Origin of the sequence: Elongatibacter sediminis, from assembly GCF_037892215.1 — a bacterium.
Classification (GTDB): domain Bacteria; phylum Pseudomonadota; class Gammaproteobacteria; order Xanthomonadales; family SZUA-36; genus Elongatibacter; species Elongatibacter sediminis.
The window spans coordinates 16,001-30,581 of record NZ_JAZHOG010000012.1 but is presented as its reverse complement, the minus strand read 5'-3'; the positions used below and the strand labels follow the sequence as shown (position 1 = coordinate 30,581).

The window sequence follows — 14,581 nt, the reverse complement described above, 5'->3', positions numbered from 1 at the left end:
AGGATGTCGCTGCGGTTGATCAAGCGCGCTAAAGTGTCACAGATCGGTACCGGAAGCAAACCCGTCGCAACCGGTTTTCAGCCACTTCGCGCGCTCCGCTTCAGGCAGTTTCGCCCGGTCGCTGGCCAGGGCGTGAAACCGTTCGAAATCCGCACCGGCCTGTTTGAACAGGGTGGCGAACGCGCAGTCACCCCCCTGGTACTGGTCCATCAGCGCGAGGTGGGCGTTGTTCAAGGAGGTGGCCATCCACCCTCCGAAGTAGTCCGCGCCGCCCCAGGACGACTCGACCAGCCCTGCGTAGCGTGACCGCATCCGCTCGAACACGGCCTTTTTGCGATCCCGCAGATCCGGTTCGGGCAGCCCGCTGGCGTACAACTCGTCGAGTTCGTCGCGGGTTTGGGCCAGGAGGTGATTGAAATCGCGCATCGCCAGGCGGCGGGCATCCCATTGACGGGCCAGGGCGGTGCGGCCGGTGGCCGCCGCCCAGCGCCGGACTCCGGCGGCCGCGACGAAGGTGGCATAGGCTTCGTTGAACGCGGTATCGCCGCCCACGTAGAGCTTTTCGTGCGCCAGTTCGTGAAACAACAGGGCGGCGAGTTCCGCATCGCCGTACCGCAACATGGTGTCGAGCAGCGGATCGTCGAACCACCCCAGGGTGGAATAAGCGGTGGCCGGCGAAACCGCCACGTCCTCGCCGTGCGCCGCGCGGCGGCTGGCAAAGTCCTCGGCCTTGTCGCGAGCGAAATAACCCCGGTAAGGAACGCAACCCGCCACCGGAAAGCACCAGCGTCGTGGTACCGTGGAGAACTCGGGGGCCGCGACGACGTTCCAGGTAACCGCATCGCGGCCGGTGATCACGACCTGCCGGTAACTGTCCGAGTTCGGCAGGCCCAGGTTGTCGCGGCCGAATTCGAGAATCGCGCGGGCTTCACGCAAGGAGGCCGCGAGTGCCGGATCGGTGGCCGCGTCGGCGATCAGTTCACCGGCGTCCTGGCGGGCGTGCATCAGCCGCAAGTGACCCGTAATGGCCTGTGCGTAGTATCCCGGTCCGGCGCAACCGCCTGCCGGGAGCAGGGCGAAAACGGTCAACGCGAGCAGGATGGCGGTGCCGGCGCGAACGGACCGTCGGCGTGAATCCCGCCCCCGGGTGCGTTCGCGACTTGAACCCGTTGCGGGCAAGCGGGTCATAATCGGGTCTCCGACAAGTGCAATCCCTTTGAGCGAATGACATGACAGACGAAACGAAAATCACCAGGACCGATGAGGAATGGCGCAGTCAATTGACGCCCGAGCAATACCGCGTCACCCGCCAGGCGGGAACCGAACGCCCGTTCAGCGGCGAATACGAGGAGCACTGGGACGAGGGGCAGTATCGGTGCGTGTGTTGCGGTCATCCGCTGTTCGACTCCGGCAGCAAATTCAATGCGGGCTGCGGCTGGCCCAGTTTCCATTCCGAACTCGACGAGGCAAACGTCGTGCAACGGCCTGATCACAGCCTTGGTATGCAGCGCATCGAACTGTTGTGCCCGAACTGCGATGCCCACCTGGGCCACATCTTCCCGGACGGCCCGCCGCCAACCGGCATGCGTTATTGCATCAATTCGGCATCGCTGCACTTCGAGCCATCGGCGGCCGACAGCGAACCGGAGCCGGAATGAACCGCGCCCCGCTCGGCCCGTTTCACCTCGCCATCCCGGTCGACGACCTGGAGGCGGCACGATCATTCTACGGCGGCGTGCTCGGTTGTGCCGAGGGACGCAGCGCACCGCAGTGGATCGACTTCGATTTCTTCGGCCACCAACTGGTTTGCCATCTCGCGCCAGCCGCGCATTCCGCAGACGGGTCGCTCCGCAACGCGGTGGATGGCCACGGCGTGCCGGTTCCGCACTTCGGCATGGTGCTCGATCCCGCCGCCTTCGAAAAGACCCGCGAACGTCTGACCGCGGCGGCCATTCCTTTCGACGTCGAACCCCATGTCCGGTTCCGTGGTCAGCCGGGCGAGCAGGCGACGATGTTCGTGCGCGATCCGGCCGGCAACGCCGTTGAATTCAAGGCGCTGGCCGATCCGGACCAGCTGTTCGCGCGCTGAGACCATGTTCAAGGTATTCGAAAGCTTCGACCTCAGTCATGCCGGCCAGTTGCAGTCGTTGCTGGAATCCCACGGCATTCGGACCTTCCTTAAGAATCAGTTCTCGGCGGGCGCCCTGGGAGAATTGCCTTTCGTGGAAATCTGTCCGCAGTTGTTCGTGCTCGAAGAAGCCGATCTGCCGCGGGCCCGCGAGCTGTTGCGCAGCGTGACCGATGTTGAGTCGCGTGGAGCTTGGACCTGCGGGTCATGTGGCACCGACGTGGAAGCGCCGTTCCTGCAATGCTGGCAGTGCGGAGAGCCGCGCCCCGACTCCGACGCCGACGGAGCGCCGCAACCAGCGCCCGTGTCCTGAGCGCCGCAGCCCGCCCGGTCGCCATCCTGTCCCGCCCGCTCAGCGGTCGTCGCCCCGCAGACGTTCCACTTCGCGTTGCAGGCGTTCGGCCGTGACTTCCTGCGCTGGAATCGGGGCCCCGACCCGCACATCCACCCTTGCCCACAGCTTGTACGGCCGGCGCCGGTGCAGCGGGTCGCGTCGGCTGAACATCGAGCCCCACAGGTTGCACAGGGCCACGGGGATCACCTGTACGGGCTGCTCCTGGATGATTTTTTCGATGCCGGGTTTGAACGGCTGAATCTCGCCGTCGTGGGTGATCCCGCCTTCGGGGAAAATCCCCAGCACCTGCCCGGCGCCCAGGACCTTGTGAATTCGACGGTAAGCATTTTCGAGAATTTCCGGGTCTTCGTCGCGGCCGGCGATGGGGATGGCCTTGCCGGTACGGAATATGAAATTGAGCAGGGGAATCCGGTAGATGCGGTAGTACATCACGAAGTTCACCGGCCGCCGGATCATGCCACCGAGGATCAGCGGGTCGGCGAAGCTGACGTGGTTGGCCGCCACGATGATCGGGCCGCGTTCCGGGATGTGCTCCTCGCCCGTCATGCGTACCCGGTAGATCGTGTGGATCAGCATCCACACCAGGAAGCGCACCAGGAATTCGGGCACCAGGGTGAAGATGTAAACCGCGACCACCGCGTTCAGTATCGCCGTGAGCAGGAACAGTTCGGGAATGCTGAAGCCGGCGCCACCCAGCAGCAGCATCGCGAGGATCGCGGCCGCCACCATGAACAGGGCGTTCAGGATGTTCAGTCCGGCAATGACCCGGGAGCGGTACGAAGGATCGGAGCGTTGCTGCACCAGGGCGTAAAGCGGCACGGTGTAGAATCCGCCGAAAACGCCGATCAGCAGCAGGTCAGCCATGATCCGCCAATTGCCCGGGTCCGTGTAGAAACCGCCGACCGAAACGCCGACGCCCGGGTTGGCCGGGGACGCGAAGTACAGGTCGATCCCAAACGCGGTCAGGCCGAAGGCGCCGAACGGCACCAGGCCGATCTCCACCACTTTTCCGGACAGCTTTTCGCACAGCAGCGATCCGGTGCTGATACCGATGATGAACAAGGCCAGCAGCCCGGACATCAGGTCTTCGTCGCCCCCCAGAACATTCTGGCTGTAACTCGGCACCTGCACCAGAAAGGTCGCGCCGAAAAACCAGAACCAGGAGATGCCCAGCACGCTGTGGAGCACGGTCCGGTTGGTATTGATGTAACGCAGGTTGCGAACGGTTTCGGTCAGAACATTCCAGTTGATTTTCAGTTCGGGTGCGACGGCCGGGGCTTCGGGGATGCGCCGGCTGAAGCCGTATCCGGTGGCGGCGATGGCCAGGCAGGCCGCCGCGACCCAGGCCGGCCAGTCGGTCTCGATTCCGGCGAGTTGGGGGCCGGCGATGGTGCCCAGCAAGATGGCCACGAAGGTTCCCATCTCCACCAGTGCATTGCCGCCGACCAGTTCTTCGCGGCGCAGAATCTGCGGCAGGATTCCAAATTTGATGGGTCCGAAAATCGTCGACTGCAGGCCGAGCAGGAACAGAACGCCGAGCAACAGGGTGATGCTGTCCAGCCAGAAGCCCAGGGTCGCGAACAGCATGATGCCGACTTCGAGCAATTTGACCCGCCGGATCTGCATCGACTTTTCATACTTGTCCGCGAACTGGCCGAACAGTGCGGAAAACAGGAAAAACGGAAGAATGAACAGCATGGCGCTGAGGTTCACGACCTGGTCGGTGTTCAAGCCCGCCAGTTGGCTGCTCTTGAACACGAGCAGTGCGGCCAGCGCGTTCTTGAAGACATTGTCGTTGAACGCACCCAGACCCTGGGTCATGAAGAACGGCAGGAAACGGCGCTGGCCGAACAGGGAGAACTGCGATGAACTCGACACGCCGGCGGCGGACCTCAGCCGGCCAGGGTGGTCAGCACCCCGGCGATCGTGGCCGTCATCATGGTCGCGAGGGTTCCCCCCAGAACGGCCAGCAGGCCGAGGCGGGCGAGGTCGGAGCGTCGTTCGGGCGCCAGACCGCCAATGCCACCGATCTGGATCGCGATCGATGAAAAGTTGGCGAAGCCGCATAGCGCATAAGTCGAAATCAGTACCGCTTTGGGCGACAGCGTGTCCTTGATTTCATTCAGGTGCGCGTAGGCGACGAATTCGTTGGTCACGGCTTTCTCGCCGATCAGCCCGCCGACCGCGACGGCATCCTGCCACGGTACGCCGATGATCAGGGCCAGTGGCGCCAGCACGTAGCCGAGAATGACCGACAGGCTGAGCGGCTGGCCGGCGAGCGTTTCCAGGCCGGTTGCCGAGCCAACCCAGGCCAGCGGATAGTCGATCATGGCGATCAATGCGATGAAGGCCAGCAACATGCCGCCGACATTCAATGCCAGTCGAACGCCGTCCCCGGCGCCGTTGGCGGCGGCTTCGATCACGTTCTCCGCCGTCTGCTCAACGTGCAGGCGCACCTTGCCCCTGGTCAGCGATTCGTCCACTTCCGGCTTCAACAGCTTGGAAATCACGATGGTCGCGGGGGCGGCCATGACACTGGCCGCCAGCAGGTGGCGGGCGTAAAACAGCCGCTGCGCTTCGTCCCCACCACCCAGTAGCGCGATGTAGGCCGCCAGCACCGCACCAGCGATGGTGGCCATGCCGCCGACCATCATCGTGAACAGCTCGGACTGGGTCATGCGCGCGATGTAGGGGCGAACCACCAGTGGCGCTTCGGTCTGGCCCACAAACACGTTGGCGGCCACCGAAAGACTTTCCGCGCCGCTGGTGCGCAGCACTTTCAGCATCACCCAGGCCATGGCCTGGACGATTTTCTGCATGACGCCGAGGTGGTACAGGACCGCCATCAGCGATGCGAAGAAAATGATGGTTGGCAGAACCTGAAACGCGAAGACAAATCCAAAGGACTGGACATCGGCGAGTTCGCCGAAGATGAATTTCGAGCCGACCAGTGCAAACTCGACGATCTTGACGAAGAATCGTGCGAAGTAGTCGAAGAATTGCCGGCCGCCAGGCACCAGGATGACGATGATGGCGAACAGGAGTTGCAGTGAGATGCCGGAGAGGATCAATCGCCAGTCGATCCGGTCGCGTCGACTCGAAAGGCTCCAGGCGATGCCAACGAGGATGGACAGGCCGAACAGACCGTAGGCGATGGTTGCGATCATGCACTCTCCCTGGCGAGTCCAGCCGACGACGGCACTGCGGGGCAATGTATCGGCTTTGTTTGCCGGTATCAAATCATGCCGGTCAGAGCTCGATGCCGATCCAGCGCCGGGATTGCCATTGGCGCGCGGACACCAGGGCCTGCCCCAGACGGTAGAACCCGTTCACGATCCACACCCCCAGCAGACCGAATCCGAGTACCGGCCCCACCAGGAAAGCGGCCGGCAGAAAGAACACCCATTGCGCGATCACGGTGATCCACATGCTGCGCCGCGTGTCCCCGGCCCCGATCAGCGCGTTTTGCAGGATCATTCCCACGGCGTCGAAGGCTAGCACCGAAGCCCACAGCACCATCGGCAGCCAGGCCAGTTTTCGGGTGGCGGGGTCGGTCAGGAACACGCCCAGGATCGGTTCGGCCAGCGGGATCAGCACGGCGGTCAGGACGATGCCGTAAATCAGGGTCAGGGCCGACGCGTTCCAGCCCCATCGCTCGGCATCATCCGGATCGCCGCGGCCCAGGGCATTGCCGACCAGGGTGGCGGCGGCCAGGCCGATGCCGAGCGCGGGCAGTATGGCGGTGATATGAAACGTCATCAACACGTTGACGGCCGCCAGTTCGGCCGTGCCGATGCGGCCGACAATCCAGACCAGCGTCACCAGCCCGGCGGAAAAGAACAATTGCTGCAGGCTGGCCGGCAGGGAAACCCGCATTTGCTGCCGCAGGGTCTGAATCGACGGCATGGCTTGCAGGAATCCGCTTTGCCGGGCGTGACGCAAGCCGAACCAGAAGTAGATCAGGGTGCCGATATACAGCGAAATGGTCGTTGCCAGCCCGGCGCCGAACACACCCATTTCGGGCGCGCCCAGGTTGCCGAAGATCAGCACCCAGTTGAGAAAGATGTTGCACACGTGCATGAACACGATGGTGCGCAGATAGATGCCGGTGAGGTGAACGGCACTCCAGTAACCCCGGAATGAGAAGTTCATGCCCACCGCCACCACGGACAGCAGCCGCACCTGCAGATACGGGATGCCCAGGGCCGCGACGGCGCCGTCGGTGGTCAGGAAGGGGTAAATCCGGGGCGTCAGGGCGATCAGCAACAGCCCGATGGGAATGCCCAGCACCAGGGCCAACAGCAGGCCGCCGTTGAGCGGTACCGCGGTTTCGCCGTCGCGGCCCTCGCCCAGGCGCCTCGCCGCCAGCGCCTGAACACCGGAGGCCAGGCCGATGATGAAGGAAATGGCCAGGTAACTGGTGAAACTGCCGATGCCGGTGGCGGCCAGCGCCGTGTCACCGAGGCGGCCGACCATGCCGATGTCGACCAGGTTCAGAATGTTCTGCGACATCATGCCGCCCATGATGGGCAGCGCGATGCGCCAGATACGGCCGCGGCGCTCTGCGTCGGGATACCCGCCCGCCAGTCGCGCGGCGAGTGCTCTCACCGATCGGGCTCGGCGAACAGCAGCGTTTCCCGCGTTTCGGCGAACTCGAGGTCCGGCCAGCGTTCCTCGGTGAGCTGCAGATTGACGCGCGACGGCGCCAGGTAAACGAGCTGTCCGGCCGCGTCTTCGGCGACGTTGGTCTGCATCTGCCGCCGGAAGTCGTCGAGTTTGCGGTCGGTCCCGCGGACCCAGCGCGCGGTATGGATATTGATGTTCTCGAAAATCGCGTCCACGTTGTACTCGTTTTTCAGGCGATAGGCGACGACGTCGAACTGCAGCACGCCGACGGCGCCCAGGATCAGGTCGTTGTTGTTCAGTGGCCGGAAGAACTGGGTCGCGCCTTCTTCCGACAACTGGATCAGACCCTTTTGCAGTTGTTTGAGTTTCAGCGGATCGCGCAACTGAGCGCGGCGGAACAACTCGGGCGCGAAATTGGGGATGCCGGTGAACTGCAGGGACTCACCCAGCGTGAAGGTGTCGCCGATACCGATGGTGCCGTGGTTGTGCAGGCCGACGATGTCTCCCGGCCAGGCATTTTCAACCTGTTCGCGGTCCTGCGCCATGAAGGTCAGCGCATTGGCTGCCTTGATGTCCTTGCCCAGCCGCACGTGGTGCAGTTTCATGCCGCGTTCGAAGCGGCCCGAACAGATTCTCATGAAGGCGATCCGGTCGCGGTGTGCCGGATCCATGTTCGCCTGAATCTTGAACACGAATCCGGTCAGGTCGGGCTCAGTGCTTTCCACGGTGCGGCCAACCGTTTCGCGCGGTCCGGGGGCCGGAGCGTGTTCGACGAAGGCATCCAGCAGCGGGGTGACGCCGAAATTGTTGATCGCCGAACCGAAAAAAACCGGGGTCTGCTGTCCGGCCAGGTAGCGGTCCGGGTCGAACGGATGACTGGCGCCTCGCACCAGTTCGATCTCGTCGCGCAACTCCGCCGCGTCGCCGCCCAGCACTTCATCCAGTTCCGGGTTGTCCAGTCCCTCGATGATGCGCGCCTGCTGGGTCACGTAGTTGCGTCCCGATTCGTACAGGTGAACGGCATCATCGAGCAGGTGATACACGCCCTTGAGCCGCGAGCCCATGCCGATGGGCCAGGTCACCGGCGCGCATTCGATACCCAGCACCGATTCCACTTCATCGAGCAGTTCCACCGGATCGCGGCCTTCACGGTCGAGCTTGTTGATGAAGGTGAAAATGGGCGTCTGACGCAGCCGGCAGACTTCCATCAGGCGGATGGTGCGTTCCTCGACGCCCTTGGCGCAGTCGATCACCATCAATGCCGAGTCCACCGCCGTCAGTGTGCGGTAGGTATCTTCGGAGAAGTCGGCGTGGCCGGGTGTGTCCAGCAGGTTGACGATGCGCTCGCGGTACTGGAACTGCATAACCGAACTGGTCACGGAAATACCGCGTTCCTGCTCCAGCTTCATCCAGTCGGAGGTGGCATGCCGGGCGGCTTTCTTGGCCTTGACGGCGCCGGCCATCTGAATGGCGCCGCCGAACAGCAGCAGCTTTTCGGTCAGGGTGGTCTTGCCGGCGTCGGGATGCGAAATGATCGCGAACGTGCGCCGCCGGGCGCGTTCTTCGTTGAGCTTGGGCATCGGTGGATTCGGGGCCGCACGGGCGCGTAAAAAAACACGCCATTCTAGCAGATTGGCGGCCTTACCGGCCCGGCAGGGTGCCGCGCAGAATCCGGCGTTCTTCGGGAACGGCGGTCGCCCCGTCCGGCTGCCGGAAATGGAACGGTACCGAGACCAGCTCCATGCCGGTGTTCTGCTGGATCACGAAATGCAGGTGTGGGCCTGAACTGAAACCGGTGTTGCCCGAACGGGCCAGCACACGGCCTGCCCGCACCCGCGCTCCGGGGCGGACTTTCACGCTCGCCAGATCGAGGTGTGCGTACAGTGACATGGTGCCGTCGTCGTGCAGCACACGCACGTGGTTGGCCTTGTGGGCATAGCGCTCCTTGTCGGTGCCGCCACGATTGAAGTCGTCTTCCACGTCCATGACCACGCCGTCCCGCACGGCCAGTACATCGGTGCCGACCGGCATCACGATGTCGACGGCGTAGACACTGTCCGGTCCGCCGTGTGTTTTGCCGCCGCCGAAACCCTGGCTGATCGGCCACGATTCGCCGGAGCGGAACGGCGGGTGGATGACCAGATCCTCCGCCACCGCGGCGACCGGCGGGCCCGGCACCGAAGCCATCTGCAACTGGTAGCTGAAGCCGCGTCGCTCGTCCAGGGCGCCGAGGCCGACCAGCGCCTGTTCGGTCTGTCCCGGAACCACGAATCGGGCGGGCAGGTCGGGTTCCGCCATGACGTTTTCGGCATGGAGGAGTTTCAGCTCCACCTGCACCGGGCCCCAGTAGTCGTTGAACAGCAGGTAGACCGGGCTGGTCTGGGTTCCTTCCTGCCGCATGCGAATGCGCGGTTCGGGTTCGCGCTCCATGAAGACCGTTTCGAACTCGGTGTTCTCGGTCGGCGCACGGTCCGTGAAATGCCAGATGCCGTTTTCGTCCTGGTACTTGTAGATGTTGCTGGCGGTGGCGATGCCGTTGACCGCCAGGCAGGCCAGCAGGCTCCAGCGCATGGAAGCCAGGGAAGCTTGAAACATGCGGTTCAGCATTCGATGACGTTCACCGCGAGTCCGCCCCGCGATGTCTCCTTGTAGTGGCTCTTCATGTCGGCCCCCGTATCACGCATGGTCTTGATTACCTTGTCCAGCGAAACGCGGTGCTTGCCGTCTCCGCGTACCGCCATGCGCTGGGCATTGATGGCCTTGACCGCACCCATCGCATTGCGCTCGATGCAGGGTATCTGCACCAGCCCGCCCACCGGGTCGCAGGTCAGGCCGAGATTGTGTTCCATGCCGATCTCGGCCGCGTTTTCCACTTGCAGCGGGGAGCCGCCCATGGCCGCCGTCAGGCCACCGGCCGCCATGGAGCAGGCCACGCCGACTTCGCCCTGGCAGCCGACTTCCGCCCCGGAGATGGAAGCATTCTGCATGTACAGGATACCGATCGCACCGGCGGTCAGCAGAAAGTCGATGATGCCGTCTTCGCCGGCGCCCGGTACGAACTTGCGGTAGTACTGGATGACGGCCGGGATGATGCCGGCCGCGCCATTGGTGGGTGCGGTCACGACGCGGCCGCCGGCGGCGTTCTCCTCATTCACCGACAGGGCGAACAGGTTGACCCAGTCCAGCGTATTCAGGGGATCACCGGGATGACCCTGTTCCGACAGGCTCCGGTGCAGCCGCGGAGCGCGGCGTTTGACCTGCAGGCCGCCCGGCAGGTTGCCCTCCTGCCGGAATCCGCGCTCCATGCAGGCGTCCATGGCCGACCAGATATCCAGCAGGCCGGTACGGATGGCTGCTTCATCCCGCCAGGTCAATTCATTCTCGAGCATCAAGGCTGCGATGGAACGGCCGTGCCGCTCACACTGCGCCAGCAGTTCGTCGCCGCAGTTGAACCGGTGCGGCAGGGGGGTCTCGTCGGCGACGATACGGTCTTCGGCGGCGCGGTCCTGGTTGACCACGAAGCCGCCACCCACGGAGTAGTACTCACGCGCCCGCAGTTCCGTGCCATCGGCGTCGAAGGCCTCGAAACGCATGCCGTTGGGATGGTGGGGCAGGGTGTCACGCTTGTTGAAGCGCAGATCCTGTTTTTCATTGAAATCGATGGCGTGGCGGCCGAGCAGGTCGATGCGGCGCTGGTCGCGAATCGACTGCAGCATGCCGTCGATGCGGTCCGGGTCTACCCGGTCGGGCCGTTCGCCCTGCAAACCGAGCATCACGGCCTTGTCCGTGCCGTGGCCGCGGCCGGTGTGCGCGAGCGAGCCGAACAGGGTGGCGCGCACGCGGGCGACCTGCTCCAGAACTGCGTCTTTGTCCAGCAGGCCAGCGAAGGTGCAGGCGGCTTTCATCGGGCCGACCGTGTGCGAACTGGAAGGCCCGATGCCGATTTTGAACAGATCGAAAACGCTGACTGCCATCCTGGCTCCCGCCGTCATGTCGTCGCAGGGCATAGATTAACGCGTTTTGTGCCCGCGCCGCGCTGCGTTTACCGCTTCAATGGGTTATAACGGAATGGACCCACCCAACCCGGAGCAAGTTCATTGAAACGCGCACGCGAACTCATTTTATACACGCGGCCTGAATGTCATCTGTGCGACCTGGCTGCCCAGATGCTCGAGAACGGCGCCATCCCCTGGCAGCGGGTCGACATCGAGTCCGATATCGACCTGATCACCCGCTACGGCACCCGCATACCGGTGATTTACCGGCCGGATGTCGACCAGGCGCTGTACTGGCCATTCTCCGAGGAGCAACTCAGTGCTTTCGCCGAATTGGAGATTTGATCGTAATGGATGGCCCGCGCCTGTCTTCGACGCGGTGGCTGGTCAGGGGGCCGGTCCGGGTGCGACGGCCGGCGCGTTTCACTTTCTCCGGACTCAGTACCCGCGGCTGTGGTAATCCTCGGGCCCATCGTCGCCGAACAGCCGTCCCAGGGCGTCGGTGACCTTCCTGGTGGTTTCGCGCGCCAGTACGGCCAGGCCGGAGAAAAAGTCGCGCGTGCGGCGCTCGGTCTTCGACAGCGCGAAGCCGGCGATCACGTAGGCGGCAAGCGTGGGCAGGGTCCAGATCAGGCAGCCGATGAGAACGGCCAGTCGGATGCGCCAGGCTTCATGGCCCCAGCGCTCCGCGAGGGTCTGGCATACGCCGAGCACCAGGGGTTGGCCCGGCCGCCCTTCCAGTGCTTCCCGAATTTCCTGCAGAATGCAGTTCGCGGTCATTCCAGTCTCCGTGATGATAGCTACCCTTGGGATTATGCAGGTTTCGTGCCAGCCGCACATGGGCGTGAAGTCACGCTTCACACGCCCCACGGGCCGCGCAAACAGGCGGTTGCGGCGATTGAGTGGCGAATTTCGCCACCCCATGCTGTGATAGACTCGTCGTATCGGCAATTCTGGCCCGACCCGGTGCATTCGCTCTGAAACCGCGCTCACCTGCCATCGCCTACCTTGACGGGAACCGCATGATCCGCGCCATCGCGGCGGGCATCGCGCACCTGTTTCAGCGCCGCGACTATCTGAATCGAATCAACGTGTTCCCGGTGCCGGACGGGGATACCGGCACCAACATGGCCTTCACGTTCAAGGCCATCCTCGATGCCACAGCGAAGAATCCTTACGACCGCGTCGATCAATTGATGGCGGCGGTCGCCGCTGCCGCTCTCGATGGCGCGCGGGGTAATTCCGGGGCGATTATGGCGCAATATTTCCATGGTTTCAGTGAGGCCATCGAGGGGCGGCGCCTGCTGACGGCCGAAGGTTTCGCCCGGGCGGCGCAGTGCGGCGCCGCGTCGGCGTGGACCGCTATGTCGGAGCCCGTGCCCGGCACCTTGCCGACTGTGCTGGAGGATTTCTCAAGCGAGCTGCGTGACCGGGCGGATGCCGGGGTCGACGATATCCGCACCCTGATCCGGTATGGACTCGACCGGGCGCGCCGGTCGCTGCTGGACACGCCGAATCAGCTGCCGGCGCTCAAGCAGGCCGGCGTGGTCGATGCCGGTGCGCAGGGCTTCGTCGACCTGCTCGATGGTATCTGGACCTATATCGAACGCGGACTCACCGAAGCGCTGCCCGAGCAGTTGGCCGACACCGTGGCCACCACCGGCCCGGATCTGGATGTGGGTGATCACCGTTACTGCACCGAATGCGTGATCGAGGGGGAGTCCCTGGACCGCAATGCGGTCATGACGGCCCTGCAGGCCCTGGATTCGAGTTCCCTGGTGGTCGCCGGGGGTGGCTCGCGGGTGCGGGTGCATGTGCACGTGAACACCCCCGCCGACGTATTCCTGGCCTGCGAGGCGTTCGGCGCCATTGTCCAGCAGAAGGCCGACGACATGGAGCGGCAGCACGGCCTGCTCAACCAGACCGGCCAGGTGGCGGTCGTCATGGATTCGGGCGGTGACGCGCCGCCGTCGGAAATCGATCGGCTGGGCATTCATGTCGTTCCGGTTCGCCTGAGTTTCGGCGACCGCGAGTATCTCGACCGCGTGTCGCTCAGCGCCGAAGCGTTTTATGACCTGCTGGCCACGGCTCCGGAGCCGCCGCTGACCTCGCAACCTCCAACCCGGGATTTCGGGCGGGTGTATGCCCTGTTGACCTCGCACGGCTATGATGTGGTATCGGTGGGTTTGTCGCAGAAACTCAGCGGTACGACAGCAGCCGCCGAGCAGGCCGCGGGGCGGCAGGATCAGGGCCGCGTGCGCGTGTTCGATTCCCGCAGCGCTTCAGCCGGTCAGGGACTTCTGGCGATCTTCGCGGCCGAGGCCGCTGAACTGGGTATGTCCGCCGACGAGGTGGAAGCCCTGTTGCGGGAGTTGCGTCCGCTGACGCGTGTGGTGGCGGTCGCCAGTGATCTTTCCTTCGCGGTGCGCGGCGGCCGCGTGCCGCGTTGGATCAAATGGCTGACCGACCGCCTTCACATCAACCCGGTGCTCACCGCCAACCCGGAAGGGCGTTTGAGCCTGGCGGGTTTTCACCGGGGCCGAGGGGCCCGCCCGCAGGCTCTGGCCCGCACCGCGGTGCGCTTGATGGCGGATGAACGCATGTATCGGGTACTGATCGCGCATGCCAACCATGCCGAGGGGGCGTCCGAACTGCGCCGGCGGATTCTGCGCCAGCACGGCCGCATTCACTCCTGCCACGTGACCGAAGCGGGTCCGGCGCTGGGCGTGCACCTGGGGCCGGGCGGCCTGATCGTGGGATTCGCGCCGCAACCCGAGGTGCTGGCTTGATCCGGACCCGCGCGGGATTCGCGTATCAGTGAGAGAATAAGGGGCAGAGAATCATGATCGCGCTGACCGTAAAAATCCTGCTTGCCTATGCACTGGGCTCGGTGTCCGGCAGTCTCATCATCGGGCGCCTGCGCCACGTCGACATTCGTCAGCACGGCAGCGGCAATGCGGGCGGCACCAATGCCCTTCGGACCCAGGGATTCCTGTTCGCCCTCGGTGTCGTGGTCATCGATGTGGGCAAGGGTGCGCTGGCTGCCGGCTTCATTCCCGGCTTGCCCCTGCCCGGACTGGGCGATCCGGTTGCCGCATCCGTGCAGGCCGTCGCCTGCGGCGCGGCCGCGGTATTTGGCCATTGTTATCCGGTCTGGCACGGCTTCCGCGGCGGCAAGGGCGCAGCCACCGCCGTGGGCACCCTGTGCGTACTGCAACCGCTGGCCATCGCGCCCATGCTCGGCGTGTGGCTGCTGGTGTTGATCCTGAGCGGCTGGGTGGGCCTGGCCACCATGTTTGCCGCCATCAGCCTGGTACCGGCCATGCTGTGGCTTGACGCACCGGGCGCGCATCTCGCCTACACCGTTTTTCTCGCCGCGTTCCTGGTGTTCACCCATCGCGGCAACATTCGCAACATGCGGGCCGGCACGGAACACCGGTTCCAGCGCGCCATGTTGCGAAACTGGTTTCGTTGAGG

General features: G+C 64.4%; 14 protein-coding genes. 6 read left to right on the top strand and 8 right to left on the bottom strand.

All coding sequences use genetic code 11. The features are described from left to right. Nucleotides 1-36: 36 nt before the first annotated feature. Nucleotides 37-1,188 (bottom strand): aminopeptidase, encoded by a 1,152-nt coding sequence (locus tag V3330_RS16335; RefSeq protein ID WP_354696519.1) that lies wholly within the window; start codon nt 1,186-1,188, stop codon nt 37-39. A 41-nt stretch (nt 1,189-1,229) separates the two neighbouring features. On the opposite strand from V3330_RS16335, the gene msrB reads away from it, so the two are divergent. The 3 genes from msrB to V3330_RS16320 are packed head-to-tail and all read left to right on the top strand — an operon-like array spanning nt 1,230 to nt 2,441. Further along, entirely contained in the window at nt 1,230-1,658 is a 429-nt protein-coding gene (msrB, locus tag V3330_RS16330) for a peptide-methionine (R)-S-oxide reductase MsrB (RefSeq protein WP_354696518.1), read from the top strand. Beyond that, on the top strand, nt 1,655-2,089 hold the full coding sequence (locus V3330_RS16325) for a VOC family protein (protein WP_354696517.1): 435 nt from the start codon (nt 1,655-1,657) through the stop codon (nt 2,087-2,089). The genes msrB and V3330_RS16325 overlap by 4 nt, the downstream gene beginning before the upstream one ends. Before the next feature lie 4 nt (nt 2,090-2,093). Then, nucleotides 2,094-2,441 carry a putative signal transducing protein gene (locus tag V3330_RS16320; RefSeq protein ID WP_354696516.1) on the top strand — a complete coding sequence of 116 codons (348 nt, stop codon included), beginning with the start codon at nt 2,094-2,096 and terminating at the stop codon, nt 2,439-2,441. Nucleotides 2,442-2,480: 39 nt separating this feature from the next. Here the strand turns inward: V3330_RS16320 and V3330_RS16315 are convergent, their stop codons facing one another. The 6 genes from V3330_RS16315 to V3330_RS16290 all read right to left on the bottom strand — a co-directional run bounded on the left by V3330_RS16315 (nt 2,481) and on the right by V3330_RS16290 (nt 11,083). Further along, nucleotides 2,481-4,361: an MFS transporter gene (locus V3330_RS16315; RefSeq protein ID WP_354696515.1), complete on the bottom strand. Its 1,881-nt coding sequence runs from the start codon at nt 4,359-4,361 to the stop codon at nt 2,481-2,483. Between the two features lie 14 nt (nt 4,362-4,375). Next, complete coding sequence (locus V3330_RS16310) at nt 4,376-5,650, bottom strand: NupC/NupG family nucleoside CNT transporter (RefSeq protein WP_354696514.1); 1,275 nt, start codon at nt 5,648-5,650, stop codon at nt 4,376-4,378. 82 nt (nt 5,651-5,732) lie between these two features. Next, a complete protein-coding gene (locus V3330_RS16305; protein WP_354696513.1) occupies nt 5,733-7,091 on the bottom strand; it encodes an MATE family efflux transporter in 1,359 nt (452 codons plus the stop codon). Further along, a complete protein-coding gene (locus V3330_RS16300; protein ID WP_354696512.1) occupies nt 7,088-8,689 on the bottom strand; it encodes a peptide chain release factor 3 in 1,602 nt (533 codons plus the stop codon). The genes V3330_RS16305 and V3330_RS16300 overlap by 4 nt, the downstream gene beginning before the upstream one ends. A gap of 61 nt (nt 8,690-8,750) precedes the next feature. Further along, a complete protein-coding gene (locus V3330_RS16295) occupies nt 8,751-9,704 on the bottom strand; it encodes a peptidoglycan DD-metalloendopeptidase family protein (protein WP_354696511.1) in 954 nt (317 codons plus the stop codon). Between the two features lie 5 nt (nt 9,705-9,709). Beyond that, the gene (locus V3330_RS16290; protein WP_354696510.1) at nt 9,710-11,083 is read right to left on the bottom strand and encodes an L-serine ammonia-lyase; all 1,374 of its coding nucleotides are present in this window, start codon (nt 11,081-11,083) and stop codon (nt 9,710-9,712) included. A 123-nt stretch (nt 11,084-11,206) separates the two neighbouring features. Between V3330_RS16290 and V3330_RS16285 the strand changes: the two genes are divergently transcribed. Further along, a complete protein-coding gene (locus V3330_RS16285; RefSeq protein WP_354696509.1) occupies nt 11,207-11,449 on the top strand; it encodes a glutaredoxin family protein in 243 nt (80 codons plus the stop codon). 93 nt (nt 11,450-11,542) lie between these two features. Here the strand turns inward: V3330_RS16285 and V3330_RS16280 are convergent, their stop codons facing one another. Further along, nucleotides 11,543-11,884, bottom strand: a complete 342-nt coding sequence (locus V3330_RS16280; protein WP_354696508.1) for a PspC domain-containing protein — start codon at nt 11,882-11,884, stop codon at nt 11,543-11,545. A gap of 242 nt (nt 11,885-12,126) precedes the next feature. Here V3330_RS16280 and V3330_RS16275 point away from each other — a divergent pair, with 242 nt between their 5' ends. Together V3330_RS16275 and plsY are read left to right on the top strand one after the other, a co-directional pair. Further along, nucleotides 12,127-13,893, top strand: coding sequence for a DegV family protein (locus V3330_RS16275; protein ID WP_354696507.1), 1,767 nt, complete (start codon nt 12,127-12,129; stop codon nt 13,891-13,893). Nucleotides 13,894-13,946: 53 nt separating this feature from the next. Continuing rightward, the gene (plsY, locus tag V3330_RS16270) at nt 13,947-14,579 is read left to right on the top strand and encodes a glycerol-3-phosphate 1-O-acyltransferase PlsY (protein ID WP_354696506.1); all 633 of its coding nucleotides are present in this window, start codon (nt 13,947-13,949) and stop codon (nt 14,577-14,579) included. Nucleotides 14,580-14,581: the final 2 nt, after the last annotated feature.

Coding starts and splice junctions, on each gene's coding strand:
- V3330_RS16320 (WP_354696516.1), top strand. CDS start 2,094: ATGTTCAAGGTATTCGAAAGCTTCGACCTCAGTCATGCCGGCCAGTTG.
- V3330_RS16280 (WP_354696508.1), bottom strand. CDS start 11,884: ATGACCGCGAACTGCATTCTGCAGGAAATTCGGGAAGCACTGGAAGGG.
- V3330_RS16275 (WP_354696507.1), top strand. CDS start 12,127: ATGATCCGCGCCATCGCGGCGGGCATCGCGCACCTGTTTCAGCGCCGC.
- msrB (WP_354696518.1), top strand. CDS start 1,230: ATGACAGACGAAACGAAAATCACCAGGACCGATGAGGAATGGCGCAGT.
- V3330_RS16335 (WP_354696519.1), bottom strand. CDS start 1,188: ATGACCCGCTTGCCCGCAACGGGTTCAAGTCGCGAACGCACCCGGGGG.
- V3330_RS16310 (WP_354696514.1), bottom strand. CDS start 5,650: ATGATCGCAACCATCGCCTACGGTCTGTTCGGCCTGTCCATCCTCGTT.
- V3330_RS16300 (WP_354696512.1), bottom strand. CDS start 8,689: ATGCCCAAGCTCAACGAAGAACGCGCCCGGCGGCGCACGTTCGCGATC.
- V3330_RS16325 (WP_354696517.1), top strand. CDS start 1,655: ATGAACCGCGCCCCGCTCGGCCCGTTTCACCTCGCCATCCCGGTCGAC.
- V3330_RS16290 (WP_354696510.1), bottom strand. CDS start 11,083: ATGGCAGTCAGCGTTTTCGATCTGTTCAAAATCGGCATCGGGCCTTCC.
- V3330_RS16295 (WP_354696511.1), bottom strand. CDS start 9,704: ATGTTTCAAGCTTCCCTGGCTTCCATGCGCTGGAGCCTGCTGGCCTGC.
- plsY (WP_354696506.1), top strand. CDS start 13,947: ATGATCGCGCTGACCGTAAAAATCCTGCTTGCCTATGCACTGGGCTCG.